Source organism: Sphingomonas sp. DMC8 (genome assembly GCF_056314185.1).
In genome coordinates this window covers 202,652-227,434 of record NZ_JBQUYV010000006.1, presented here as the reverse complement: position 1 = coordinate 227,434, position 24,783 = coordinate 202,652, and the positions used below count along the sequence as shown (strand labels likewise).

At 59.0% G+C, this 24,783-nt stretch carries 19 protein-coding genes and 1 tRNA gene; 8 read left to right on the top strand and 12 right to left on the bottom strand.

What is annotated here, in order from left to right; all coding sequences use genetic code 11:
- Positions 1-34: 34 nt before the first annotated feature.
- The 5 genes from ACT53K_RS13745 to ACT53K_RS13725 form a co-directional block, all read right to left on the bottom strand.
- Positions 35-2,773 (bottom strand): glycosyltransferase, encoded by a 2,739-nt coding sequence (locus ACT53K_RS13745; protein WP_476229244.1) that lies wholly within the window; start codon positions 2,771-2,773, stop codon positions 35-37.
- A gap of 58 nt (positions 2,774-2,831) precedes the next feature.
- A complete protein-coding gene (locus tag ACT53K_RS13740) occupies positions 2,832-3,371 on the bottom strand; it encodes a D-glycero-alpha-D-manno-heptose-1,7-bisphosphate 7-phosphatase (RefSeq protein WP_476229243.1) in 540 nt (179 codons plus the stop codon).
- On the bottom strand, positions 3,358-4,818 hold the full coding sequence (gene rfaE1 / locus ACT53K_RS13735; protein WP_476229242.1) for a D-glycero-beta-D-manno-heptose-7-phosphate kinase: 1,461 nt from the start codon (positions 4,816-4,818) through the stop codon (positions 3,358-3,360). The genes ACT53K_RS13740 and rfaE1 overlap by 14 nt, the downstream gene beginning before the upstream one ends.
- 37 nt (positions 4,819-4,855) lie before the next feature.
- The gene (locus ACT53K_RS13730) at positions 4,856-5,995 is read right to left on the bottom strand and encodes an AGE family epimerase/isomerase (RefSeq protein ID WP_476229241.1); all 1,140 of its coding nucleotides are present in this window, start codon (positions 5,993-5,995) and stop codon (positions 4,856-4,858) included.
- Positions 5,996-6,232: 237 nt separating this feature from the next.
- Positions 6,233-7,285: a polysaccharide biosynthesis/export family protein gene (locus ACT53K_RS13725; protein ID WP_476229240.1), complete on the bottom strand. Its 1,053-nt coding sequence runs from the start codon at positions 7,283-7,285 to the stop codon at positions 6,233-6,235.
- Between the two features lie 333 nt (positions 7,286-7,618).
- Between ACT53K_RS13725 and ACT53K_RS13720 the strand changes: the two genes are divergently transcribed.
- From ACT53K_RS13720 to ACT53K_RS13695, 6 genes are all read left to right on the top strand, one after another.
- Positions 7,619-8,782, top strand: coding sequence for a KpsE/RkpR family capsule polysaccharide export protein (locus tag ACT53K_RS13720; RefSeq protein WP_476229239.1), 1,164 nt, complete (start codon positions 7,619-7,621; stop codon positions 8,780-8,782).
- 71 nt (positions 8,783-8,853) lie between these two features.
- On the top strand, positions 8,854-9,582 hold the full coding sequence (locus ACT53K_RS13715) for an ABC transporter permease (protein ID WP_476229238.1): 729 nt from the start codon (positions 8,854-8,856) through the stop codon (positions 9,580-9,582).
- The gene (locus ACT53K_RS13710; protein ID WP_476229400.1) at positions 9,579-10,226 is read left to right on the top strand and encodes an ABC transporter ATP-binding protein; all 648 of its coding nucleotides are present in this window, start codon (positions 9,579-9,581) and stop codon (positions 10,224-10,226) included. The genes ACT53K_RS13715 and ACT53K_RS13710 overlap by 4 nt, the downstream gene beginning before the upstream one ends.
- A gap of 275 nt (positions 10,227-10,501) precedes the next feature.
- Complete coding sequence (locus ACT53K_RS13705) at positions 10,502-12,079, top strand: glycosyltransferase family 2 protein (RefSeq protein ID WP_476229237.1); 1,578 nt, start codon at positions 10,502-10,504, stop codon at positions 12,077-12,079.
- A 1-nt stretch (position 12,080) separates the two neighbouring features.
- Complete coding sequence (locus ACT53K_RS13700; RefSeq protein WP_476229236.1) at positions 12,081-12,917, top strand: DUF5672 family protein; 837 nt, start codon at positions 12,081-12,083, stop codon at positions 12,915-12,917.
- Between the two features lie 89 nt (positions 12,918-13,006).
- The gene (locus ACT53K_RS13695) at positions 13,007-14,797 is read left to right on the top strand and encodes a glycosyltransferase (RefSeq protein WP_476229235.1); all 1,791 of its coding nucleotides are present in this window, start codon (positions 13,007-13,009) and stop codon (positions 14,795-14,797) included.
- Positions 14,798-14,906: 109 nt separating this feature from the next.
- Here the strand turns inward: ACT53K_RS13695 and ACT53K_RS13690 are convergent.
- A tRNA-Ser gene (locus ACT53K_RS13690) sits at positions 14,907-14,997 on the bottom strand.
- 83 nt (positions 14,998-15,080) lie between these two features.
- Between ACT53K_RS13690 and ACT53K_RS13685 the strand changes: the two genes are divergently transcribed.
- A complete protein-coding gene (locus ACT53K_RS13685) occupies positions 15,081-15,947 on the top strand; it encodes a peptidylprolyl isomerase (RefSeq protein WP_476229234.1) in 867 nt (288 codons plus the stop codon).
- A gap of 6 nt (positions 15,948-15,953) precedes the next feature.
- Here the strand turns inward: ACT53K_RS13685 and ACT53K_RS13680 are convergent, their stop codons facing one another.
- Genes ACT53K_RS13680 through ACT53K_RS13665 form a run of 4 tightly spaced genes read right to left on the bottom strand, consistent with a single transcriptional unit; the run spans position 15,954 to position 19,444 of the window.
- A complete protein-coding gene (locus tag ACT53K_RS13680; protein WP_476229233.1) occupies positions 15,954-16,550 on the bottom strand; it encodes an ABC-type transport auxiliary lipoprotein family protein in 597 nt (198 codons plus the stop codon).
- An 8-nt stretch (positions 16,551-16,558) separates the two neighbouring features.
- Positions 16,559-17,524: an MlaD family protein gene (locus ACT53K_RS13675; protein WP_476229232.1), complete on the bottom strand. Its 966-nt coding sequence runs from the start codon at positions 17,522-17,524 to the stop codon at positions 16,559-16,561.
- Between the two features lie 7 nt (positions 17,525-17,531).
- Entirely contained in the window at positions 17,532-18,338 is an 807-nt protein-coding gene (locus ACT53K_RS13670; protein ID WP_476229231.1) for an ABC transporter ATP-binding protein, read from the bottom strand.
- Positions 18,335-19,444, bottom strand: a complete 1,110-nt coding sequence (locus ACT53K_RS13665) for an MlaE family lipid ABC transporter permease subunit (protein WP_476229230.1) — start codon at positions 19,442-19,444, stop codon at positions 18,335-18,337. The genes ACT53K_RS13670 and ACT53K_RS13665 overlap by 4 nt, the downstream gene beginning before the upstream one ends.
- 61 nt (positions 19,445-19,505) lie before the next feature.
- Here ACT53K_RS13665 and ACT53K_RS13660 point away from each other — a divergent pair, with 61 nt between their 5' ends.
- Positions 19,506-20,177: an HAD family hydrolase gene (locus ACT53K_RS13660; protein WP_476229229.1), complete on the top strand. Its 672-nt coding sequence runs from the start codon at positions 19,506-19,508 to the stop codon at positions 20,175-20,177.
- 44 nt (positions 20,178-20,221) lie between these two features.
- On the opposite strand, the gene ACT53K_RS13655 is transcribed toward ACT53K_RS13660, so the two are convergent.
- Both ACT53K_RS13655 and ACT53K_RS13650 read right to left on the bottom strand, forming a co-directional pair.
- Entirely contained in the window at positions 20,222-21,427 is a 1,206-nt protein-coding gene (locus ACT53K_RS13655) for a DUF445 domain-containing protein (protein ID WP_476229399.1), read from the bottom strand.
- A gap of 186 nt (positions 21,428-21,613) precedes the next feature.
- Positions 21,614-24,781, bottom strand: coding sequence for an efflux RND transporter permease subunit (locus tag ACT53K_RS13650; protein ID WP_476229228.1), 3,168 nt, complete (start codon positions 24,779-24,781; stop codon positions 21,614-21,616).
- Positions 24,782-24,783 lie beyond the last annotated feature (2 nt).

Genomic DNA, 24,783 nt, shown 5'->3' with positions numbered 1-24,783 from the left:
TCCGTTACCACTACCGACCGCCAATGCAAAAACATCACCTGCCCGCTGCTGTCACGATGTCGCTCACAAATTTTCCATCGTTAAACGCAATGCAATATTTATAGCCCGCGACGCAGGTGTCGAAATGATATCGCTCTTGGTAATTGCACGGCGCGCATGGCGGGTGGTTGGCAACGATGATCGGCTCAGCGCCGGGGTGAACGATATTTTCACGCAAATCGCGGCTAAGAACGAGTATGAAATCATCACGCAGGAATTGTGCGACGTGGGAGGTAAAGCTATCTGTCGTCAACAGCTTCGGTGAATAGCGAATCAACCGAAAGGAATCTATCAACTGATCGATGTTACGCGGCTGCAAGCCTGCCTTGAAGAAATCGCCATGCCAGGCGCTGTCGTCCTGAACGTAACAATTGAATCCGTCTTTGCCGAGTTCCTTGTTGACTCGTGCAAGAACGGCGGGCGGTATTGTCTGAAAAGACTTGCCGGCAGGAAAGGATACGTTCTGCAGGAATGCCGCTCGCTTAGTTTCCGTGGTCCTGTCGTCGACATAACTCTGAAGTATATTTCGAATTGTGCCCAGGGAACGCTTCATCTGCGTCATGAACTGAATCGGGTAAATGTCGTGATGCAGTGCTAGCGGCAACCAGACGCGATAGCCGATATAGGATGGCGTCGCCTTGGCCCAGCCCGTGCGTCCGAACAGGAAATATTCGGAGACCGCAAGCCGAACACGGCTGGCGAACGTCAGCTCGATCCCGCTTCGCGGGAATGTTTTTTGACGGTCGATGGCCTCCACCCAGTTCATTCGCCAATCCCGACCGAAATAGGTCTTACGCCAATCCTTCCAGCTTTCGGGAGGGAGCGGAGAAAATACCGGGCTGACCTGTTTGGCCGGTGCCCCGCCAATCACATGAAGGCCAAACCGGCCAAACAGCGCATTAGCGACGTCTACCAGCAGGTGAGGCACATGGATGGCGCAATCCGGCGCGCACAGGTCTGCGCCGCTTTCCAGCAGTGCAAAAAGGCCGGACCACAGCATCAGGTTGTCGCCCAGCCCCACATTGGAGAGGTCTATCGTGCGGAGGCGCCGCTCGGGAAGGATGCGGACCGAGGTTGCCTTTTTCGCCAGATACACGGGGAGCCCCGCTATCTGCGCCACCTTCAACCCCAGGCGCATGCCACGGGTTCGCGGCGGCTTGGCCGCTACAGAGCTGGGCAATACAGGCAATTTGGGCTGCGGGAAATTGTCGCTGTGCAGGCTGATTAGACGCTGACGCAGAAGATCTATAAGGATGGACATGCTGTCCACGTCCGTCGACGTTGTCGGCGGTGTGAAGGGTGCGCCGCCGACAATTTCGGTGAAGGCCGCGGCCCAGGCGGTGTTCAGATTCTCCGAGATGATCTTCGACACGACGTCCCGTGCCTCCGCCCCCAGCTGACGCCGCTTGGCTGTGTCTGCGAGCAGGTCCACGATTGCGTCCGCCATCGCGACGATATCGCCTTGGGGGGCCGCGATATAGCCCTTGCCCGATCGAAGATATTCCAGCTGTGGTAAGTCGAACAGAACGCTGGGCACGCCGTGTGACCAAACCTCCCCCAGGACCATGGGGTATCCTTCGAAGTCGGAGGTCATCACGTGGACCGACGCTTTTTCAATATAGCGTTCGACTTCGGTGGTGTAGCCGACGAAATGGACTCGCGAACGGATGTTTAGTGAGTCCGCATATTCCCGCGCCCAATCCATATCCGGACCGCCCCCGACAATGAAGAGACGGGCGTCCGGTTCACGCTCAAGCACGAGCGGAAACATCTTCAGCAGCAAATCGACCCGCTTTTGATGGCGCTCGACCCGGGCGATCCAGACGATCGTCTTGTCGGCAAGTGGCGCCGCCTGCGCAGGGAGCGTATCAAAGGTCAGCGGATTGTGGATCATGCGGGCAGCAATGCCCCAGCGTTCGAACCAGACCTGGTCGACTTGACTCAAAACGACCATCAAGTCGGCATGTCGATATGATAGGAACCGCAGATAAGCGATGGCGAGATCATCGACGCTGTTGATGCCTGCATCGAAGCAATTATGCCACCCGATGATGGTCGGAATGCCCAAGCTCTTGGCGACGAGCACATCCCAAATCGTTGAGAGTTCGTACCACTGATTAGTGATGAAGACGTCCACATCCTCGCGGGCTAGAATATCTGCTAGTGCCCTTCCGCGTGGTGGATAGTAGTTGTTGAACATCATCCTCTCAGGCAGGATGAATCGCTCGATTCTGGTTCCGTAGTCGTAATCGTTCAGGGGGTCCGCCTCCTGATCCGTGAGAAGGATCACGCGGTAACCCATCGAAGTCCACATCTTTATCTGGCGGGCGGTTACGCGCTCCGTTCCGCCATTATTCATCCGCCAATAATAAACGGCGATTGTTTTTATCGCCGCGGGCTTCTTTGCTGGAAATTCGATTTTATCCAGTTGCTTGAAAAAATCAATACTGTTGAAATGTTTTTCACTCGCCCTGATGATGAAATCAAGGTCGTGAGTCGGCGAAAGATTCCGATTTCGCCTGACTAGGGTGGGGGCTTCGGTAGGGGATTCGGCGGCAAGCTTGGTTTGATATTCAGAAGAGCTCTGCAGCTCGTTCAAGACCCACAAAGGGGTGGCCCCTTTGCGTAAGGCATCGATGTATCCGCGCGCGCCCTCTTCGTCCGGATCGCGTCCCAACAGGGCTCGGTATAGTCCAGCCACATATTCGTCGGGAGAAAATTTCGCAGCTTTCATGTCGGTACCCTTGTTTCGCGTTCCATGCGGCGCTTCGCCAATTAAATATTTAAAAATATTAGTAATTATGAGTTATGATGCGGCCGACGAATAGGTCCAACCGCCCTCCCGTGAATAGGTGGCCCACAATGCCGGCCAACTGCGCAGCTTCGATGTCACTCTGTCGGTCGCCGATTAGGAAGCTCCTGTCGCGATCGGTCGGGAAGTCCTCCATCGCGCGAAGGAGCATGCCGGGCCGAGGTTTTCGATCGTGATGATCGGCGCGATAACTCGGTACCAAGGCGGCCGGATGGTACGGACAAAAATAGAATGCGTCGACACTACCGCCTGCGGACTCGATTTCCTTTGCCATCCAGTCGTGCAGGTCTAGGACGTCGCGTTCGCTATACAATCCGCGAGCTACGCCCGATTGGTTAGTCACCACGACGGTCCGAAACCCTTTCGCCCGAACCAGCGCCAGTGCCGCCATGGCGCCGTCCATCCATTCTATTTGATCTGGCCTGTGCGCGAAGCCGACCTCTTTGTTGAGAACCCCGTCGCGGTCGAACAAGGCCATCGGGCGCATCACCACATCCCTTATGCCGTTACGATCCTGCATGATAGGATGCACCCATCCGTTCTATCAGCCGCGACGACGACTGGTCAGGCGTGAGTTCCGCTAGCAGTACGCGTCCACCACGGGCGAGGACCAGATCGGCGCCGACCACCTCGGCTACCCTGTAGTCGGCGCCTTTTATTAGTACGTCAGGTTCGAGTTGCTCGATCAGCTCGAGTGGGGTGTCTTGTTCGAACATGACTACTAGATCGACGCCCTTCATCGCTCCGATCACCTGCGCACGCGCCTCTTCAGACTGCAGCGGGCGCGTTGCCCCTTTCAGCCGTCGTACGGAAGCATCGCTGTTAATGGCCAGGATCAAACGATCGCACGCCCGGCTGGCCTGTTGCACCAGAGAGACATGCCCGGGATGGACGATATCGAAACATCCGTTTGTGAATCCCACCGTTAGGCCCTGTTCCTTCCACCGTCGACACACGGTGCGTGCGGTGTCGGAAGACACCAGCGCCCCCTCCTCCCAGAAACGGCTTTCCTGATGCGTATAGGCCTCGGCGATTTCAGAGAGCGTCGCCGTCGCCGTGCCGAGTTTCCCAACCACGACGCCCGCGGCCTCGTTCGCAAAGCGAATTGCCGTATCGACGGCTTCGCCGCAGGCAAGCATAACGGCAAGCGCGGCGACCACGGTATCGCCGGCGCCCGACACATCGAACACTTCCCGCGCCCTAGCGGGGAAGTGCCGCTTTCCTCCGTCGACCGGGAAAAAAGTCATCCCCTTTTCCGAACGAGTCAGCAACACGGCGCCGCCAAACACCGCCTGGACCTCGGCAACGGCTGCGGCTGCTTCCGAGTCGGTTTCGCAGGGGCGGCCGGTCGTAGCTGCCACTTCGGCGCGATTGGGTGTAAGGATGGTAGCGCCGCGATAGGCAGATAGATCCCGCCGTTTTGGGTCCACTACCACCGATTTGCTCTGATCATTGGCGCTGGCTATTACCGCTGCCAGAACGGCATCACTCAGCACGCCTTTGCCATAGTCGGAAAGAACGACCACATCCGCCCAAGACACGCTCTCCAGCGCGCGCTGGACGACGAGCGTCTCGACCGTCTCCGCGAGCGGGTGTGTGTCCTCGAAGTCGATACGGACGACCTGCTGCCCGGCAAGAATGCGTTGTTTGCGAATCGTTCGTCTCGAGGAATCGATCACCAACCCATCATGCCGGCCCAAACCGCGGGAGCCCAGCGCTGCGACAAGGTCGGTACCATCGGTGCCGATGACTCCCACGATGTCGACTTGCGCGCCGAATGCGAGGATATTCGCGACGACATTAGCTGCGCCGCCTGGCACATGTCGCTGCTTTTGCGCACGCACAACTGGGACGGGTGCCTCGGGCGAAATCCGCTCGATTGTACCGTCAAGATATACGTCGAGCATGACGTCACCAATGACCGCCACCCGTGCGTTGTGTACGCGCTCGTAAAGATAATCGATCATTCAAACGGATCCCAGCTGGCGTCTGCTCGTGTTTGCTTCAAAGATCGGGTTTGACCAGCGCCTCCAAAGCGGAGACTATGTGATACAGTGAGCTTGCGCGGACAGTCTCGGGCGTGAACCTGCCCGTTAATGCGTCGCGTTGCTCGTTCCACAAACCGGGTTGCAAGCCATTCGTAAATGCAAGGAGGTAATGCGATATGCGGTTTGGATCGCCTACACCGCTCTTTGGTTCCACAAGCGCTGCGCGAAGCCATTCCGTCAAAACCCAGATGCGGCAGCGGGTTTCGGCAACGCTTCCATCGCGATGGACCGCGCCATATGGCAGACCCGTAGATGGCGAGATGCCATGGCGAATGGCAGTATCCCCCAATGCCTGCTGAAGCGTGAGGCTCTCGCTGGACGACATCAGGCCGATTTTTCTAGACTGGCCGAGCAACCATATCCACTCAAAATGATGACCTGGCTCAAAAACCCAAGCCTCTGGCTCCGGAGGCAAGTCCCAGGTGTCGCCAAAATACTCGAATAATATGCGACCATCGAAAAAGCGTCGAGTAAATAGCTGAAGTAGGGCTTGGGCGCGTTCGCCGAACCCTTCTTCCGGGCGCTGATTTTCCCAAGCCAAATATGCTTCGAGTAGATGCATGTGTGGGTTTTGGCGGCGCGGCAGTGCCGTTGGAAGCGCTTCTACGTATCCTCCCGCGGGATGGCGCATCTCGCGCTCCAAAAACGACACGACAGAATGAGCCTCATCAAGTAACGCACGATCCTGGATTAAACGGTAGGCGCTGGCCAAGGCGAAAATCACAAAGGCGTGATCATATAGATCGCGGGTAGTGTCGAGCGGCTCGCCTAATAGTGTAGTGGAGCGGATAAAGCCCCCTTCCGGATGCCGCAAGCGTGTAAACAAGAAATCGACCCCGCCTAATGCAGCCTCACGCGCGCCGACGACGCCCCATTCCGCCAGCCTAGCAAACACATAAATTTGGCGGGCACAAACCCGCAATCTTTTGAATGAACATGCGTTTTTCAAATCAGTTGGGTCGATTTGATCAAAAAAGCCGCCTTCCGAACGGTCCACCCCATGTTCGACCCAAAGGTTCGCAACCGGTCCAAGGAGCCAGTTGCGTAATGTGTGGGTACCGTGAGAACTTTGCGGATCAACAGCGCCCAATTTCATACGATTTTCCCCAAGTGCTTTGTTTCACATGGAATATTTATAATACGGCTTTTCTATTCGGACCGGGCGGAAACGCGGCTATCGTGAGCCCGCGTTTTCAGGCTACAGAATCGTTGTTGCGCCTGGATGTCGAAGTGTGTGAATTGCTCAGAAAATGGAATAACCAAGGTGATCATGGTAACTCAATAGAGTTCAGCCAGGCTCCGAAAGGCGGTTATACGGGCAACGCAGGTGCCCTCAATTTTTCAACGTTTGCGCCGCTGCTGTAACGGTCACAAGCGGGGTAAACAATTGGCTGATTAGTTGGAAGAGCTTCGCAGGCTGATTGGCTGCGGCGTTGCCAAAGTATAAAACGTCCTTGTCACGCATCATAAAACGTTGGGTGATCAAGTACGCCTTACCGTCCATCAGGTTAATGTGATAGACGACGGGCTTGGAGATGTCGTTCTCGCTCTTTTCGTAACGGAAAAGAAATATCGCGGCAGGGTCGCCGAAATTTTGGTTGACGCCACCAGCCGTGGCAATGGCTTCCGCGAGCGATACTTCCGGGCGTGTGAAGGGAAGTTGCTCCACCCTTCCGGACGCCCCCAGTACCGAAAAGCTGCGAGGTGCGTTTATGAGCATTAATCGATCGCCCGGTACCGCACGGACATCGAGTGAACGGCGTTGCAAGATGTCGTCAAGTCGGAAATCGGCATTTGCGTTTGCGCGGACCACGCGAACAACCAGATCGTGCACGCTTCCGCGGTAGCCGCCAGCCAGCGCAATGACGTCGGTAAGCGTCTCGCGATTGGTTTGAAGGATCAGCCGACCCGGCTTGGCGACTTCACCGCCCACGATTACGGAATTGGTGATCGGCTGAACGACGGAAATCAGGACCTGCGGATTTTGCGACAGGCGCCGAAGGGATCGCTGAATCAGCATTTGGGCTTCGCTGACGGTAAGTCCCTGAATATGCAGCTTTCCCGCGTAAGGCACGAAAATGTCGCCCCGATCATCCACGCGTGTCAAAGGGAGCTTCTGAACCTGGACTCCAGGCGTACCGGAGGTTGGCGCTGTCGAGCCTTGGCCGCCAACGCCGCCGCCGCTGAACAGGGCAACACCCGCCTCATAGATGTTAATTTCCAACATATCACCCGGGCCCACCAAGTCCGTAGGAGGAGGGCTCGCCTCGGGCAGCGGCGATTGAGGTGCCAAAAAATCGACGGGATCTAGGATCGAACTGGTTTGCGTGACTTCTACAATCGAGATCTGCGATTGCGGCGCACCGTCGGCGAGCGATTTGTTCATCTGGGAACCCGTCGGGCCGCTCCGAGGCAGCGTCGCGCACGCCGACAAACCGCACAACAGCACAACGCTGATAACATTCTTACCGCGCATCTGAGTCCCGAAAATCTAAACGCAAGCCAAAGCCCCAAACCTAAAGCCAACCAGCAGGGGCTCGCGGGCTCCTAGCACCCGTTCGCAACGACCGACAAGACGCCGCCACCGAATTTCTCGATTGTCGCGTCTCCCTCTTATATATGGGCCGCATTGCCGCTTGCATGGCAGCGGCCGTTAGCTTAGCGGCGTGGGCATGGCCAGCGAGCGTCGCGCACGCGCGGGGTGTGTTTAAGGTCTTGTATGAACGTCGAGCATTCTCTGAAATTAGCCTCCGCTAAGGCATATATGCAACCCACTTTGATGCAGCGTATCGCAAGGCGCGGCTGGTTTCTGGCAATCGTGGTCCTTCCAACGATATTGGCCGCGATCTACTACGGGTTTATTGCTTCTGACGTATATATTTCCGAGTCGCGGTTCGTAATTAAGAGCCCCGATCAGAAACGTTCGCAAACGTCCACGCTAGCGAATCTGATCCAGACGACTGGATTGTCCGCCGGGCAGGAGCAGACGAGCGAGGTTCTTTCTTTTGCGCGGTCACGCGACGCGCTTCGGCTGCTTGAAAAAGATGCGCAGATCCGAGCGAGATTCTCGTCCAGCTCCGCCGACTTTCTGTCGCGCTTTCCTCGCCCACTGTCGAATGACTCCTTCGAAGCGCTTTACAAGTTCTACGGGAGAATGGTTGAGGCAAGCCTGGATCACGAAACGAGTGTCGCGGTGATACGAGTGAAGGGATTCACGCCCACCGACGCATATCGCATTAACGAGCGCCTACTCGAGCTTAGTGAGGCTTTGGTCAACCGGCTGAACGCAAGGGCTCAGAACAAGGGTATCGAAGAGGCGAAGAAGCAGGTCGATGAAGCGACGGCGCGCGCAAAGGCGGCGCGCGTGGCTCTCGCAGAATACCGTAATCGGAAGGCGCTCATCGACCCCGGTAAACAGGCAGCGGGTGTTTTGGAAATCGCCAACGGTCTCACCGCCCAGCTCGCTGCAATGAAAGCGCAGCTCGAGCAGATGCAACGTGTGGCGCCAGGGAATCCGGGGATTCCCGCGCTGCGCGCGCGCATTGCTGCGATGTCTGGACAAATCGCTTCGCAGGACAGTCGCGTAGTAGGAACGGGCACTGGAATAGCATCGAAAATGGGCGGGTACGAAAACTTGCTCGTAGAACAGGAGTTTTCGGCGCAAAGCCTCAACGTCGCAAATGCCGCACTGGTACAGGCGCATGCGGATGCTCAGCGACAGCAATTCTACCTCGAGCGCATTGTTGACCCAAATCTGCCTGATATGCCGCTTCTCCCAAAGCGGCTAACCGACATCATTGTCGTGGCGGCTGCCGCCACTTGCCTGTATTTCATTGGCTGGATGCTCGTTGTCGGCATTTTGGAACATAAGCCGGATGATTGATGATGAGGCAATCTACTCTTAGTCGATTTCGAAAGAGCGTGAAAATTCAGAGGCGAGTCATTAAGGCGCTTATGATTCGCGAATTGAATACGCGTTTCGGACGTGAGAACATCGGCTTTCTTTGGGTGATGGTAGAACCTCTCCTGTTCGCGGGCCTCGTTGCAATCATCTGGCGCTTCCTAAAGGGGCCGGAAGAGCATGGGGTCGGCATTTCCGCCTTTGTAGTAACGGGCTATATACCGCTGACCTTGTTTCGTCACGCAATCTCCCGCTCAGTAAGTATTTTCACTGCCAACAGTGCGCTAATGTACCATCGGCAGGTGCAGATCATCGATTTTATCGTGGTGCGCTTTGCTATTGAGCTACTAGGTAGCATGATGGCCTATCTTTTTATTGCTTTGGTTTTAATGGTATTCGGTCTTTTTCCTGTGCCGGCTGATCTCGGTTTATTTTTCGCAGGATGGTTTCTGTATTCTTTATTCGTGTTGTCCGTATGTTTCATAATGGCGCCGTTGTCGGAAACTTCGGAAGTGGTTGAAAAGCTTATTCCGGTCACGACTTATGTTATGATTCCTTTTTCTGGCGCATTCAGCATGTTGTCGTGGCTGACCCCCAGCCTTCGGGATTATCTACTATTCTCTCCGTTCGTAAATGGCATGGAGATGATGCGTGCTGGAATCTGGGGGGATGAAGTGGATGCGTATTATGATCCCTGGAATCCAATTTTTTGTTCCGCGATCTCGCTGATTATTGGTTTGATGCTATGCCGACACGTCCGGAAAACGTTGACCGTCGAATGATAACCTGCAAAAATATTAGCAAGATGTACAAGCATGGTGGCGGAACGAAGGTCGTTCTGTCAGATTTGAACTTCGACATCAAGATTGGCGACAGAGTTGCGCTATTGGGACGAAACGGCGCCGGTAAGAGTACGCTCATTAAATTAATCGGTGGCGTCGAACTCCCTAGTCAGGGGCGTATCATCCGAAACATGTCAGTATCGTGGCCGCTCGGTTTTACGGGTGGGTTTCAAGGTAGTATGACCGGCTACGACAACGCACGCTTCATTGCCCGGATATATGGACAGGATTATCATCGAACGCGCGAGTTCGTCGAGGAGTTCACCGAACTGGGCAAGCATCTTCGAATGCCGGTCAAGACATATTCATCTGGTATGCGTGCCCGCCTCGCATTCGCTTTGTCGCTTTCGATTGAGTTCGATTGCTATCTTATCGACGAGATCATCATGGTCGGCGATCAGAATTTTCAGCGCAAATGCCACGCTGAACTCATTGAGAAGCGAGGGGATAGGGCGATGATCCTTGCGTCGCATAATAATGAGTATGTTCGGCAGTATTGCAATCGAGGAATTGTGATTCACAACGGACACGCGGAGTTGTTTGATGACATAGAGGCGGCGGTTCGCACGTACGACGCTCTTTAAATGCCTTACGCGGGCGTTCTGCTATTTCGGCTAGTGATATCACTTTTGTCTCTGCGATACCTAGGCCGGCATCAACGCCCTACGGGGCTTTTATGGTCGGATAATGGCAGCTCACACGAACCGATTGATTGTCCGTTCACTGGAAATGCCCGGTCCGGGCTCGGAGGCGACGAGATCATTGAGCTCACGGTCGATCGCTTCCGCGGCGGACGCAGCGGATCGCAAGTCAAGCTGTTTTGTCGTAGCGCGCAGGCGTACAAAGGTGGTCCCACGGCATGATCGAACGGGCGGTTCTTTCGGCGTTAACTCACATTCAAGCCTTGACGCGGACGCCGAAATCATACGTTCGCGCGCTGTGGTGGCGCTTCCGGGGAAAGCGTCTTCGTTCCCGCGCACAGATGGCACCATTGCTAGGCGCGGCCCCTTCGGCGTATCATCTCTGGCGCTGCCGCAACGAAGTTGCGGCAGCCTCGCCGCCTGAGGAAATGCCACTGATAATCGGACTGATTGACGTGCGCGGTGATCACGCAGCGGAACGAACGCGTTCAAGTTTGGATAGCGAAGGTATACCATCGTTTGAACTGTGCGGTGGGGAGCCAGCTTCCTTCATTGCGCCGATAGAGGCAATCAACTGGGACGCGAAGCCCTGGCTGTTACCGATGCTCTCTGGCGATATTCTTGCGCCCGGGAGCGCTGGCACATACCGCGACGCCGCTCGGCGTGCCACCAAGGCGGTTATTTACGCGGACGATGACTTAGTATCTTCCGGTGGCAACTACCACGCGCCACATTTCAAGCCGAAATGGAATGAGGAACTTTTTCAGCATTTTGATTATGTATCAGGTTCGTCGATAATTAACGTACCCAAAGAAAAATTTGTAGAAACCGCGTCTAAAATAAATTGGATTGAAGAAATCACTCGACACGCGATCAAGGTTGGCGGAGCGCACTCCGTTCCTGAAATCCTTCATCATCGCGTTTCTCGTCCGAATCCCATGCGTGTAAAAGCGGTGGTATCCGAAAGCGCTAATATGCCCCCGGTGACGGTTATCGTTCCTACGCGGAATCGGGTTGATCTTTTAAAAAAATGTCTCGCCGGTCTTAGTGAAACCGAATATAAAAACATCGATATTATTGTCGTTGACAATGATAGCGACGACTTGCAAACCATTAACTTTCTTAGTTCGATTGATAACGGTAACTGTAGAGTTATAAACCATCCGGGTGAATTCAATTTTTCAGCTATAAATAATCGCGCCATCGCAGAGTGCAAGTCGCCATTCGTTTGCTTTCTTAACAATGATATTGAGGTTATTCAACCGGACTGGTTATCGATTATGGTGGCGCAAAGTGTTCGAGTTGACGTCGGGGCGGTGGGCGCGCAATTACTTTATGCGGACGGAAGGATCCAGCATGCCGGTGTGGTGCTCGGTATTGGAGGTGGTGCGGCTCATGCGCATCGCCTGCTGCATCCCAACGAGGATGGCTATTTCCAGCGGCACAATCTCCCGCAATTTGTCTCCGCTGTTACGGCGGCTTGCCTAGTAGTTTGCCGAGACAAATTTCTGTCGGTTGGCGGGTTTGATGAAAGGAGATTTCCAGTCGCGTTCAATGATGTAGATCTTTGCATGCGCCTTAACGTCAAAGGATGGCAAAGTTTGTATGAGCCTCGTTCGGTATTGATTCATCACGAGTCAGTGTCCCGGGGCTTTGATCGCGACGCAGTCGGTTCGGCGCGTTTGGCGCGAGAGCTGGCCAATTTAAAAGAGCGGTGGCATACCGATACCCTGGTTGATCCATACCATCATCCGAATCTTAGTGCCTTTAGTGAGAAGTTTGTTATTCGATTATAGCATGAATTATACGAGCATCATGAATTCTAAGCGCAAAATATCGTTGCCGCAGGTAACGTTGTGCGCGGTAACATCGACTAATGTTGATGCAACGGTTGCTTCGCTGCAGGCGTCTTCGCGATTTATTCAGTTCGCGGAATGCAAATTATTTTCTCATTTTCGGCCGCGCGATTTGAATGATGATATAAATTTTGTTAAAATTAACAAAATTTCTTCATCCGAAGAATATTCTCGATTTATAATCAATCAACTTGTTGATTTCGTCGGCACAACGCATTGTCTTGTCGTTCAGTGGGATGGGTTTGTTTTAAATCCGGACTGCTGGAAAGATTTCTTCCTTGGCTATGATTATATTGGTGCTAGATGGCCGCAATTTAGGGACGGCTTCGATGTCGGAAACGGGGGATTTTCGTTGCGGAGCGTTGAGCTTTTGCGCCAATGTAAGGATTTGGGCTTTCGCGTGTGCCATCCAGAGGACGTTGCTATCGGTAGACTCAATCGACGCCTCCTAGAGAGTCGAGGTTTGCGGTTTGCACCGCCAAACATAGCGGATGCGTTCTCGACGGAACGTGCGGGGAACTTGCGCGAGAGTTTCGGATTTCATGGGGTATTCAACATGCCGGCCGCGCTCGGCGTTCGCAATTTCTGGTCGTTGTATAAGAAGCTGGACGATACGAATACGGTGTGGCATGATTTTCGCCCGATATTCTGGGATTTACTCTTGAACAGAGGTGGCGCTTTGTGTGCCGCGAGGTTCGCCATGGACGGCCTTTTTTCAAAATTGCGTAAGATTTTGTACGGGCGCAGGGCGGTTGATCGGTGGCGTAGGAAGGGGTGAGTGGCGCATTTGGAGCGAATGTATAATTTTATTATCGCGTCCGCTTTGAATGACGTTTTATCTGGCACATCTAAAATGAAGATGCCGTAATGATAGTTTCGTGCTTCAATCGACTGTTAGAAGCTGGCAGCATTTTTTCTGGCACTTTCAAGAAAATGCTCCGCACGCTTTTGTGGCGTCGGCGCGTTCCCTTTCACTTCCGCGTTCCAGGTTTCGTTTTATATATGTGGCGGGAGCGGCGCGATCTGCAGGCCGCCTTTAACATTTCAACCGCGTCCGGTCGGGCGCAATTAGCAAAATGGTTTCTGTTCCACGGTTTTCAAGAAGTCGGCGTTGTTTCGGATGCCCTGTGTTCGACGGCGTTTGCAGAATGGCTTCGCCCTTGGCCTCTCGTTGTGATGAGAGGTCCAGTCGCCATAACATGGCTGATGGTGGAGGCCATGAAGCGTGAACAAATTGCTGCGGATATCGAGTGTGAACAAGGCCAGTTAGCGTTGCTTCGTTGGTATTTTGTATGTGCCGTAAAGAAATATGCTTGGCTCCCATTACTGACCGACGTCGAATGTGTGCAGCTATGTTCGCGGGATCCGATATACGGCGCGCCCTGGATAATTCGGTGGATTTGGGAGACTGACGCTGAAGTGCAGAATCGATTCGCGGATCCAGCTAGCGGCGAATTGTTGAGCTGGCTGTCATCCCGCGGATTAGCGCGATGGCCTATTCTGGGTCATCCGCGGGTCGGCCTTGCACGACCGAGAGTCCGAGCATCGGATGCTTCACGGCCATTTGGGGTAAATCTTATTGGCTATCCCCTAAAACGCTTTGGCATCGGGGAAGACGTTCGTTGCGCTGCCAAAGCGCTGCAGGCGGCAAAAATCCCGTTCACCATCCTCGACGTGTCGGGTGGCCAAGAGCGCGCGGAGGATCTTAGCGTCCGCGCGCATCTCTCCTCGGATGCGCGCTATCGGATTTCTATGCTTTGTACGACCGGTATCGACGCGCCGCGCATTTTCAATCTGCTTGGAGCGGAATCGTTCGAGGGACGGCACACGATCGGATTCTGGCCATGGGAGTTACCCGAGTTTCCCAAGGTGTGGCAGAAAGTTTATGGGCTTGTTGATGAAATTTGGGCATCGTCTCGTTATACGTACGATGCTTTCGTTCGATCCGCCCGCATTCCGGTGCGACATATGCCAATGGCGGTATCCTACAACCAGAGCGATGGCTTGAGCCGGAAAGACTTTGGTTTACCGGAAAGAACATTTCTTTTCATATTTTCGTACGACGCGTTATCGTCCGACGGGCGAAAAAATCCGGAAGCATGCCTTGCGGCATTTGATATGGCTTTTCCTCGAGGGGATGTAGGGGTCGGTCTTGTAATCAAAGGAATTCGTGCTCAGGAATCGGAGGCGTGGCGCGCGCTTCAGCGCCGCTCCCGCAGTGACCCGCGACTATTTCTAATCGACTCTTCCTTGGAGCGAGGTAGCTTGTTGGATCTTTACAGATCGTGCGACTGTTTTGTTTCACTGCATCGGGCTGAAGGTTTCGGGCGAAATATCGCAGAGGCGATGGGGCTCGGACTGCCGGTGATAGTCACGGCGCATTCTGGGAACATGGATTACACGCACCCTGATTCGGCGATCTTGGTCTCTGCTGGCTTGAAGGCGCTTTCGCCAGGGGATTATCCTTTTGGCGAGGGTCAGCGCTGGGCCGAGCCGGACATTAACTCGGCTGCATCGCAGATGAGGTGGGTATTCGAGAATCGTGAGAAAAGTTCTGAGATCGCGCAACGTGGAAAGAGTGTAGTTGAAGAAATGTATTCAGCTACCAATGTTGGTGCGATTTGGGCAGATATAATTAGAAACTTGACTATGACATAATTCTGGGTGAGCCGAAGTCGGCGAATGCGGGTGCACCGTACGGGATGGTGGCGGTAAGCAGTGCCAGTGTTCACCAATCGTCAGTTGACTAAACGGTATGCCGAATAAGTGGCGGAGCGGGAGGGATTCGAACCCTCGATACGGTTTTGCCGTATACTCACTTTCCAGGCGAGCGCCTTCGACCACTCGGCCACCGCTCCGCATGAAAGAGCCTGGAAGGGAGGTGCCCTACCGCCTGCGCGGCCCCTAGGCAAGCGGGCATGGGCGTGCCAAGCTTGTTTCCATGCTCAAGTCCTCGTTGGCGCTGCTTGCGCTCGCCGCCGCCCAGCCGCTTGGCCAGACGTCGCCCCAGGCTGCGCCGCTGCCGTCCGATCCTGTTGCCGGCGACTGGCACGATATTCCCGACGACGAAATCCTGATCATCACACTGGCCGATGGGCGGCAGGTGGTCATTCGCCTAGCGGCCCGGTTTGCGCCGGCCCATGTCAGCAATATCCGCAAGCTCGCCGATGCGCGCTGGTGGGATGGCGAGAGCATCTACCGCGTGCAGGAAAATTGGGTCGCGCAATGGGGCGACCCGACCGAAAAGAAGCCGCTGCCGCCTGAAATCCTTGCGCGCCCCGCCGCCGAGTTCGAAATCGGCGCCTTCACCCCCGCACAGCGCCTGTCCAAGGCGGATTCCTACTCCACGGCGTCGGGCGTGACTGCCGATGGCTGGCCGATCGCCACCGATGGCAAGGCGGCCTGGCTCACCCATTGCTACGGCATGGTCGGCGTGGCGCGCGACCAGCTGCCCGACACCGGCACCGGCAGCGAGCTGTTTACGCCGATCGGCCAGTCGGCGCGCCGGCTGGACCGCAATTACACGGTGGTGGGGCGCGTGATCGAGGGAATGCAGTATCTCTCCGCCCTGCCGCGCAGCGACGCGCCGATGGGCGTCTACGCCACCGCTGCGGAGCGCACGCCGATCAGCTGGGTGCGGCTGGCGAGCATGTTGCCGGCAGACGAGCGGCCGCACTTCCAGTATCGCGCCGCAGACAATCCCCGTTACGCCGCGATGATCGCGATGCGCGAACATCCGGCGGCGCCCACCGTCGCGACCGGGGTGAGCGTGTGCGATTTGCCGGTGGGCGTGCGGCGACGGCCCTGATCGGGACTAGTTGCCCAGCCAGCTGGCGATTTCGCCTGCGACCTGGTTCGCAGCCTGGTTGAGTGCCTGCCCCGCCTCCGGCGTATCAATTCGCGATACAGGCACGCGCGCTTCGAAACGCCGACGTTCGAAACCGGTGGCGTTCTCGCGGGCGAGCATCATGTCGACCGCCACGACCGCCTGCATCTGTGCGGCATCAATGCCAAAGGCGCGGACGTCGCCGGCCAGCGTTGCGCTGGGCGTGGTCAGCGACTGGCGGCGGCTGATCACGATGCGGCCGGTCTGTGCCGCAACGGTGTCGGCGAGCAGCCGGCCGAACAGGCTGGCTGGCCCTTCCACCCACTGCGCATCCTTCAGATAGGCGATCGTCGTTCCGTCCGGACCCGAATGGACCGGCACGCGCGTCGTTGCCAGCTCCTGCGGCGCGCCCAGCGGAGCGATCGAGACTGCCTTGGCATCGCCGGATTTCTGTTCCGCCCCCGCCGGCAGCGCCGTCGCCGCCTGCAGCGTCAGCAGCGAGGCGGGCGGCTTGGCGCCGAACGAGATGCAGCCCGACAGCGGGATGGCGGCGAGCAGGATGGCGGCGATCGCGGGCTGTTTCATCCGGTTTCTCACTTCTTGGCCTTGTAGGTCGGCAGTGCCGGCGGGGAGATCAGGCTCGATGCGCCGCCCTGGTCGAGCCGGTGCGCGACATTGGTGAGCGCGATCGACATTTCGCGCAGATCCTGCACCAGCTGCCCGACCTCGGGCATCGTCTTGTTCGAGAAGCTCTGCAGCCCCGGTCGCGCATCGCCGATCGCGGCGTCGAGCGTTTCGACGCTCTTGCGCGCGGAGGTGATCGTGGCGTTGAGGTTGGCGATGGTCGGCTTGATGTCGCTGGCCATCATGCCGTTGGTAGTCGCGGCCAGTTCGCCGATTTGCTGGGCGGCGGTGCCGGCCTTCTCGATCGCCTCGCGGGTTTCGGCCAGTGTCGCGGCGATTTCGGGCCCGCGATCGGCCAGCGACTTGGACAGGCGATTGGTGTTGGCAAGAATGCCCGAGATCGAGGCCTGGTTCTTGTCATTCAGCAGGTCGGAGACGCGCTCGGTCAGCGTCGTCAGTCGCTCCAGCAGCTTCGGTGCCGAGCTGAGCAGCGCACCCAGGCCGCCCTGCTTGGTCGGGATCACCGGCACGCCCAGCGGGCAGGCGGCGCGGGGATTTTCATCGGGGCAGCGGATCGGCGGTGCGCCCTTCACGGCGCCGTCGAGCTGCACGGCGCTGGGGCCGGTGAAGCTGCCCTGGATCGTCGCCGTCGTGCCTTCGAGGATCGGCACGTCGGGGTTCAGGCTGACGCGCACGCGCACCAGGCTGGGATCGGGCTTCCAGAATTCGATCTCCTTCACCTGCCCCGCCGGCACGCCGGAAAAGCTGACCGAGGAACCGCGGCTCAGCCCGTCGACCGATTGCTTGAAGAAGATGTCATATTCGCGCTCATCGCCGCCGCCCAGCCGCGCAAGCCAGACGATGAACAGCGCCAGCACCGCGAGCAGGATCAGCACGACCGCGCCGACGAGCACATGATTTGATCGCGTTTCCATCAGCCTGTCATGTCCTCTGCGCGGCGCGCTCGGCGCCGGCCACCGCGGCGCGACCGCGCGGCCCGTTGAAATATTCCTGGATCCAGGGGTGATCCAGCGCGAGAAGTTCGTCGATCGTTCCCACCGCGATCACGCGCTTGTCCGCCAGCACGGCAACGCGGTCGCAGATCGCATAGAGCGTGTCGAGGTCGTGCGTGATCAGGAAGACCGTTAGCCCCAGCGTCTTCTGGAGCGAGGCCGTCAGTTCGTCGAACGCCGCCGCGCCGATCGGGTCCAGCCCGGCGGTGGGCTCGTCGAGGAACAGCAACTCGGGGTCGAGCGCCAGTGCGCGGGCAAGGCCTGCGCGCTTCTTCATGCCGCCAGAAAGTTCGGCGGGATATTTGGGGCCGGCATCGGGCGGAAGGCCGGTCATCACCACCTTATAGGCGGCGATTTCCTCAAGCAGCGCCTGGTCGAGGCCGGGATAGAATTCCTTGAGCGGCACCTGCACATTTTCGGAGACGGTGAGGGTGGAAAACAGCGCACCGCCCTGAAACAGCACGCCCCAGCGCTTGCGGATCTCCACCGCCTCGGTTTCCTCGCGCCCGATCGTGTTTTCGCCGAACACTTCGATGGTGCCGGCAAGCGGCGTCTGGAGCCCGATGACCGAGCGCATCAGCACCGACTTGCCCGTACCCGATCCGCCGACCACGCCCAGAATCTCGCCGCGTCGCACATCGAGGTCGAGTTCGTCATGGACGATCTGCTCGCCGAATCCGTTACGCAGGCCGCGCACGCGGATCAGCACGTCCTCGTCATGGGGCGTCTGGCTCATATCCAGCCGATCTCGCTGAAGAACACCGCGAAAAATGCGTCGAGCACGATCACCAGGAAGATCGCCTGCACCACCGCCGTCGTCGTGCGCTGGCCAACCTGTTCGGCATCGCCTTCCACCTGCATGCCGTGGAAGCAGCCTGCCATGGCGATGATCGCGCCGAACACCGGCGCCTTGATCATGCCCACCCACAGATCGGTGAGCGGCACGACTTCGCGGATCCGCGCGATGAACGTCACCGGCGGAATATCGAGGCTGGCCCAGCACAGCAGGCCACCCCCGAGGATCGAGACGAGCGAGGAATAGAAGCCGAGCAGCGGCAGCATCAGCACCACCGCCAGCACGCGCGGCAGCACCAGCGCCTCCATCGGCGACACGCCGATCGTGCGCATCGCGTCGATTTCCTCGGTCAGCTTCATCGTGCCGATCTGCGCGGCAAAGGCAGAGCCCGAACGGCCGGCAATCATGATCGCGGTCATCAGAATGCCGAGTTCGCGCAGCGTGATGCGGCCGAGCAGGTTGATCGTGTAGATTTCGGCACCGAACTGGCGCAACTGCACCGATCCCTGCTGGGCGATGACGATCCCGATCAGGAAGCTCATCAGGCCAATGATGCTCAGCGCCGATACGCCTACTACCTCGAACCGGTGCACCGTCGCGTTAAAGCGGAACCGGCGCGGATGGGTGACGACGTTCCAGAAGGCGATCAGCGTCGCGCCCATAAAGCCGAGCAGGCCGTAGAGCGTGTACCCCGCGACGATCACGCCGTGGCCCACTTCGCTCAGCACGCGCGTGAACGTGCCCAGCGGCGGCGGCGGCAGCTGGATGGGATGTTCTGCAGCGACCACCTGATCGAACAGATTCTGTTCGTCCTGACCCAGACCGCCGACTTCCACCCCCCGCTGGCGGGCGAAACGGTGGACCACCCAGGCGCCCACCGTATCCATCCGCCCTACATCGCTGAGGTCGATTCGCGCTACGGTGCCGTCCAGCCGTTCCAGCCGGTCCGGCAGGTCGCCGAGACAGGCGAGGGACAGGTTGCCGGTAAAGCGGAGTACAGGGCCGCTCCCGGTTTCGGTCATCTCGAAGTCGGCAGCGTTGCTCATCGCGGCCACCTTTCTGCGATTCCGGCTGGAACGGCAAGCTCCTCCGCGCCTAAATGCCGCAATGCAGCACCTCGCCATTTACGATATGGACAAGACGATCACCCTGAAGCCGACCTGGACGCGGTTCCTGGTCCATGCGGCGCGCGCCCGTGCGCCGTGGCGGCTGGCCTGGCTGCCGGTGCTGGGTGTCGCCGGAATCGGCTATTACCTGAAGTATATCGACCGTGCGGGACTCAAGCGGCTTGCACAGCGGCTGATGCTGGGGCGTGCCCTGCCGCCGGAAGAGATGGCGGCGGTGGCAGAGGCCTTCGCCGATGTCGAACTGGAGACGGGCGTGCTGCACGGCGCCCGGGCGCAGATCGCGGCGGATCGCGCCGCCGGCTATCGGCTGGTGATGGCCACGGCCTCGCACCATTATTACGCGCACGCTATCGCGCGCCGTCTGGGGTTTGACGACGTCATCGCCACCAATGCGAAGCACACGCGGGATGGGCATATTCTCTCCGATCTCGACGGCGAGAACTGTTACGGGCTCGTAAAGCTCCATCGCGTCGAAAAATGGTTGGCGGCGGAAGGGCTGGAGCGCGCGGGACTGCATATACGCGCCTATTCGGACCATGTCTCGGATGCGCCGCTGCTTGGCTGGGCTGATGAAGGCTTCGCCGTCAACGCGCATGGCCCGCTGGCGCGGCTGGCAGCGCAAAAGGGCTGGGCGCAGCTCGACTGGCGATAGGCGCGCGGGTTTGCAAACAAACCTGTACTGTGTTTGCAAACCGATTAGAGCAGCACATCCACCGCGTGGATCGCTACGCCGACCATGCCGCCGACCAGCGTACCGTTGATGCGGATATATTGCAGGTCGCGCCCCACGGCGTTCTCCAGCCGCGTGGTCACCGTATCAGCGTCCCAGCCGCGGATCGTGTCCGATACCAGCCGGACGATGCCGTCGCCATAGTCGGAAGCGGCACCCACGGCGGTGCGGCGGACGAAGCGGTTGATGGTACCGGCCAGCCGCGCATCCTGCTGCAGCGTGCCGCCGAACTGGCGAAGCGCCTCACCCATGCGACCGCCGAGTGCGCGCTCGGGATCGCGCGCCAGTCGCAGCATCGCGCTGCGGCTCTGTTCCCACAGGCCGTCGATCCAGCGCTGGAAGGCCTGGTTCTCCAGCATCTCTGCCTTGAACGCTTCCACCCGCGCCCGGAGTTCGGGATCGTCCTGCAATCGCGCGGCGAGCTGTTCCAGCCCCTCTTCGGCCTTCAGCCGCAGGGGATGGTGCGGATCCTCGGCCATTTCGGCGATCAGCCGGTGCAGTCCCTCGATGATCTTGGTCGACAGCGTTTCGTCTAGCCCCGTCCAGCGCAGCACCGATCCGGCGCGGGCATGGACCATGTCGCGGATCAGATGCTCGTTTGCGTCGAGGATGCGCGCGGTCCAGCGGATCATCGCGTCGAGCAGCGGCAGGTGGCGCTGGTTGGCGATGGCGGCGGCGAGGGCCTGGCCGAACAGCGGGGCGATGTCGATACCGCGCAACCGGCTCGCGATCGCGCCTTTGACCATGCCCCCCAGCCGCTCCTGATCGAGCGATTCGAGGATATAGGCGGCCAGCCGCGAAGCCCCGGCGCCGATGCGGCCATTGCCGGGCGAAGGCGCTGCCAGCCAGCGTCCGGCGGCCGCCGCGACGTCCAGCCGCTGCATCCGCCGCGCGACGACGCGGGGAATCAGGAAGTTGGCGCGGAGGAACTGGCCCAGCGTGTCGGCGATCCGGTCCTTGTTGCGCGGGATGATGGCGGTGTGGGGGATCGGCAGGTGGAGCGGGTGGCGGAACAGCGCGGTTACGGCGAACCAGTCGGCAAGGCCGCCGACCATCGCCGCCTCGGCAAAGGCGCGGACAAAGGGAATGGCGGGATGGGCCGGCTCGAAATGGCGGGCCAGCAGGAAGGTCCCCGCCATCAGCAGCAACAGCCCGGTGGCAACCAGGCGCATGCGGCGCAGGCCGGGGGCGACAGGCGGGCGGGGGGACAGGAGCGGCGCGATCATTGCCGGAGAAACGCCGTGCACTGCCTTGCGCTCCCCTGCCGCCGGTGGGGAAGAAGGGGGAAGGGCGGTCGGGCCGTCATGCGCCCGACCATGCCCTCCCCCGCTTGTGCCCGCAAGCTGGGGAGGCGCGGGTCATTCCGCCGGCTGGACGGAGTCGTCGCCCGGGTGATGGTCAATCGCCGCTGCACCGGGCGCCGCCCCGATCACGCGGCTGCCATCGTCGCCCGGACGATAGGTGAGCAGTCGCCGCGACAGCCGCGGCCCCAGCCAGCCTTCCAGCCCCACCGCCAGACTGAACAATGCCGGCACGATCACCAGCGTCAGCACGGTCGATACGATCAGGCCGCCGATCACCACCACGCCCATCGGCGCGCGGAAGGACGAGTCGCCGTTCAGCGAAAGCGCGGTCGGCACCATGCCGGCAACCATCGCGATCGTGGTCATCACGATCGGCTGGGCACGCTTGCGGCCTGCATCGACGATGGCGACGACCTTGGGCACACCCTTGTTCATCTCTTCCAGCGCGAAATCGACGAGCAGGATCGAGTTCTTCGCGACGATGCCGAACAGCATCAGCATGCCGATGTAAACCGGCAGGCTGACCGGCATGCCCAGCATGGCCAGTGCGATCAGCCCGCCCAGCGGCGCATTGAGCAGCGAGCCCATGTTGACGATCGGCGAGACGAAGCGACGATAGAGCAGCACCAGCACCGCAAAGACCAGGAAGATGCCCGATGCCAGCGCGATGATGAAGTTGTTGATCATCTCGTTCTGCCATTTTGCCTGGCCAACGGTCATTTCCGATACGCCGACCGGCAGGGCCTTCATGATCGGAAGGTTGTGAATTTCCTTCATCACGTCGCCCGAGACATAGGGCTTGCCGGTCGCCGGGTTCATCGCCAGGTCGGCGCCGACCACCAGCCGGCGCTGCAGGTTCAGTCGCTCGATCTTGGTGGGGCCGGCGGCAAAGCGAATGTCCGCTACCGACGATAGCGGTACCGAGCCACCCGTCTGGGTCTGGACGCGCATGTTCTGGAGCGTGTCCAGCCGGGTGCGGGCATCCTGATCGAGCGCAACTCGGATCGGAATCTGGCGATCGGAAAGCGAGAATTTCGCGCTATTCTGTTCGATATCGCCCAGCGTCGCGACGCGGATCGCGTTGGAAAGCGCGGCCGTCGTCACGCCCAGATCGGCAGCGAGGTCGAGGCGCGGGGCAATCACGATCTCGGGGCGTTGCAGGTCACCCGAAATGCGCGGTGCGACCGCGGATTTCAGCCCTTCCATCTGCTTGACCAGCGTCAGTGCCGTCTTGTTGAGCAGTTCCGGATCCTCGCCGCCCAGCGTGATCGTCAGGTCCCGGCCCGACGAGCCCCAGCCGAACTGCGAGCGGAAGTTCACCCGCGCATCGGGAATGGCAAGCAGCTTGGGCGCCACGCGCTTTTCGAACTCGGTGCTCGTTTCCTTGCGCGCGCTGCTGTTCTTTTCCGCCAGTGTCGCCATCACGCGGCCGCTCCCGACCTGGGTGCGCGCATAGGTGTGTTCGACGCCGGGTTCGGCGCGCAGGATGCCGGCGACCTGCTGGACGACGCGGTCGGTCTGCTCGAGCGTGCTACCGGGCACCATCTCGATTGTGGCAGTCACGCTGTCTTCGTCCTGCGCCGGCTGAAAGGTCTGCGGCATGGTGACGAGCAAGGCGATTGTTGCCGCCAGCGACAGCACATAGCCGACAATCGCCACCCAGCGGTGCAACAGCGTCCATTCGAGCATGCGGACGTACAGGCGCATCACGGGGCCGCCGCCATGTTCGGCATGGCCGTGCGCTTTGAGGAAATAGGCCGCGATCATCGGCGTGAGCATGCGCGCGACTGCCAGCGACATCAGCACGGCGGCCACCACCGTCAGGCCGAAATTCTTGAAGAACTGGCCGGAAATGCCCGGCATCAGCCCGACGGGCAGAAACACCGCGACGATCGACATGGTAGTGGCGAGCACGGCGATCCCGATTTCGTCGGCGGCATCGATTGCGGCCTGATAGGCGGATTTTCCCATCCGCATGTGGCGGACGATATTCTCGATTTCCACGATCGCATCGTCGACCAGCACGCCCGCGACCAGGCTGAGCGCAAGCAGCGTCATCTGGTTCAGCGTGAAGTTCATCATGTCCATGAACCAGAAGCTGGGGATCGCCGACAGCGGAATGGCCAGGGCCGAGATGACCGTCGCGCGCCAGTCGCGCAGGAAAATGAAAACCACGATGACGGCGAGCACGGCGCCCTCGATCATCGCTTCCATCGCGGTGTTGAACTGTTCCTTCGCGTATTTGCTCGAATTGTCGAGCAGCTCGAAATGGACCTTGGGATTGGCCTTTTCGAGCGCCTGCAGCTTCTTTTGCGACTCTTCGAAAATGGTGACGTCGGAGGCGCCCTTGGCACGCTGGACGTCGAACGAGATCACCGGATGCCCGTCATAGCGCGCGAAGTTGCGCCGTTCGGCAAAGCCGTCCTTGACGGTGGCGATGTCGGCCAGCCGCACGGTACGGCCCGTGCCGGTCGCGATCTGGGTCTGGCCCAGCGAATAGGCGTCCTTGGCGTTGCCGACGACGCGCAGCGACTGTTCGAAGCCCGAAATCTGGGCGCGGCCGCCGGCGGCATTCAGGTTCACCTGGCGCAGCTGCTGGTTCACCTGGCTGGCGGTCAGACCGAAGCTGGCGAGCTTCACCGGGTCGAGCACCACGCTGACCTCCCGGTTCACGCCGCCGTTGCGCTGCACTGCGGCCATGCCGGAAATCGACAGCAGCTCCTTGGAGACGGTGTTGTCGATATACCAGGAGAGCTGCTCGACGGTCATGTCGGTTGCGGTCGCCGTGAAGCTGGCAACGTCGTTGTTGCTGGCGCTGTCGACACGGCCGACCTGCGGTTCCAGAATGCCGTCGGGCAGGTTGCCGCGGATCTGCTGGATTGCGCTGCGGACATCTTCCACCGCGCGGTCGATCGGGGTGCCGATCGCCAGCTGCACCACCGTCTGGCTATTGCCCTCGGAAACGGTCGAGTTGATCTCGTCGATTCCCTGCAGGCTGCGGACGGCGGCTTCGACCTTCTGCGTGATCTGCGTCTCCAGTTCGCTCGGCGCGGCGCCGGGCTGGCTGATCGAGATCCAGACGATCGGAAAGTCGATGTCCGGGCTGTTGTTCACATCCATGCGGTTGAAGCTGACCAGCCCCGCAATGGTGAGGAACAGGAACAGCACGATGGGCGGCACCGGGTTGCGGATCGCCCAGGCCGAGATGTTGCGAAAGCTCATCG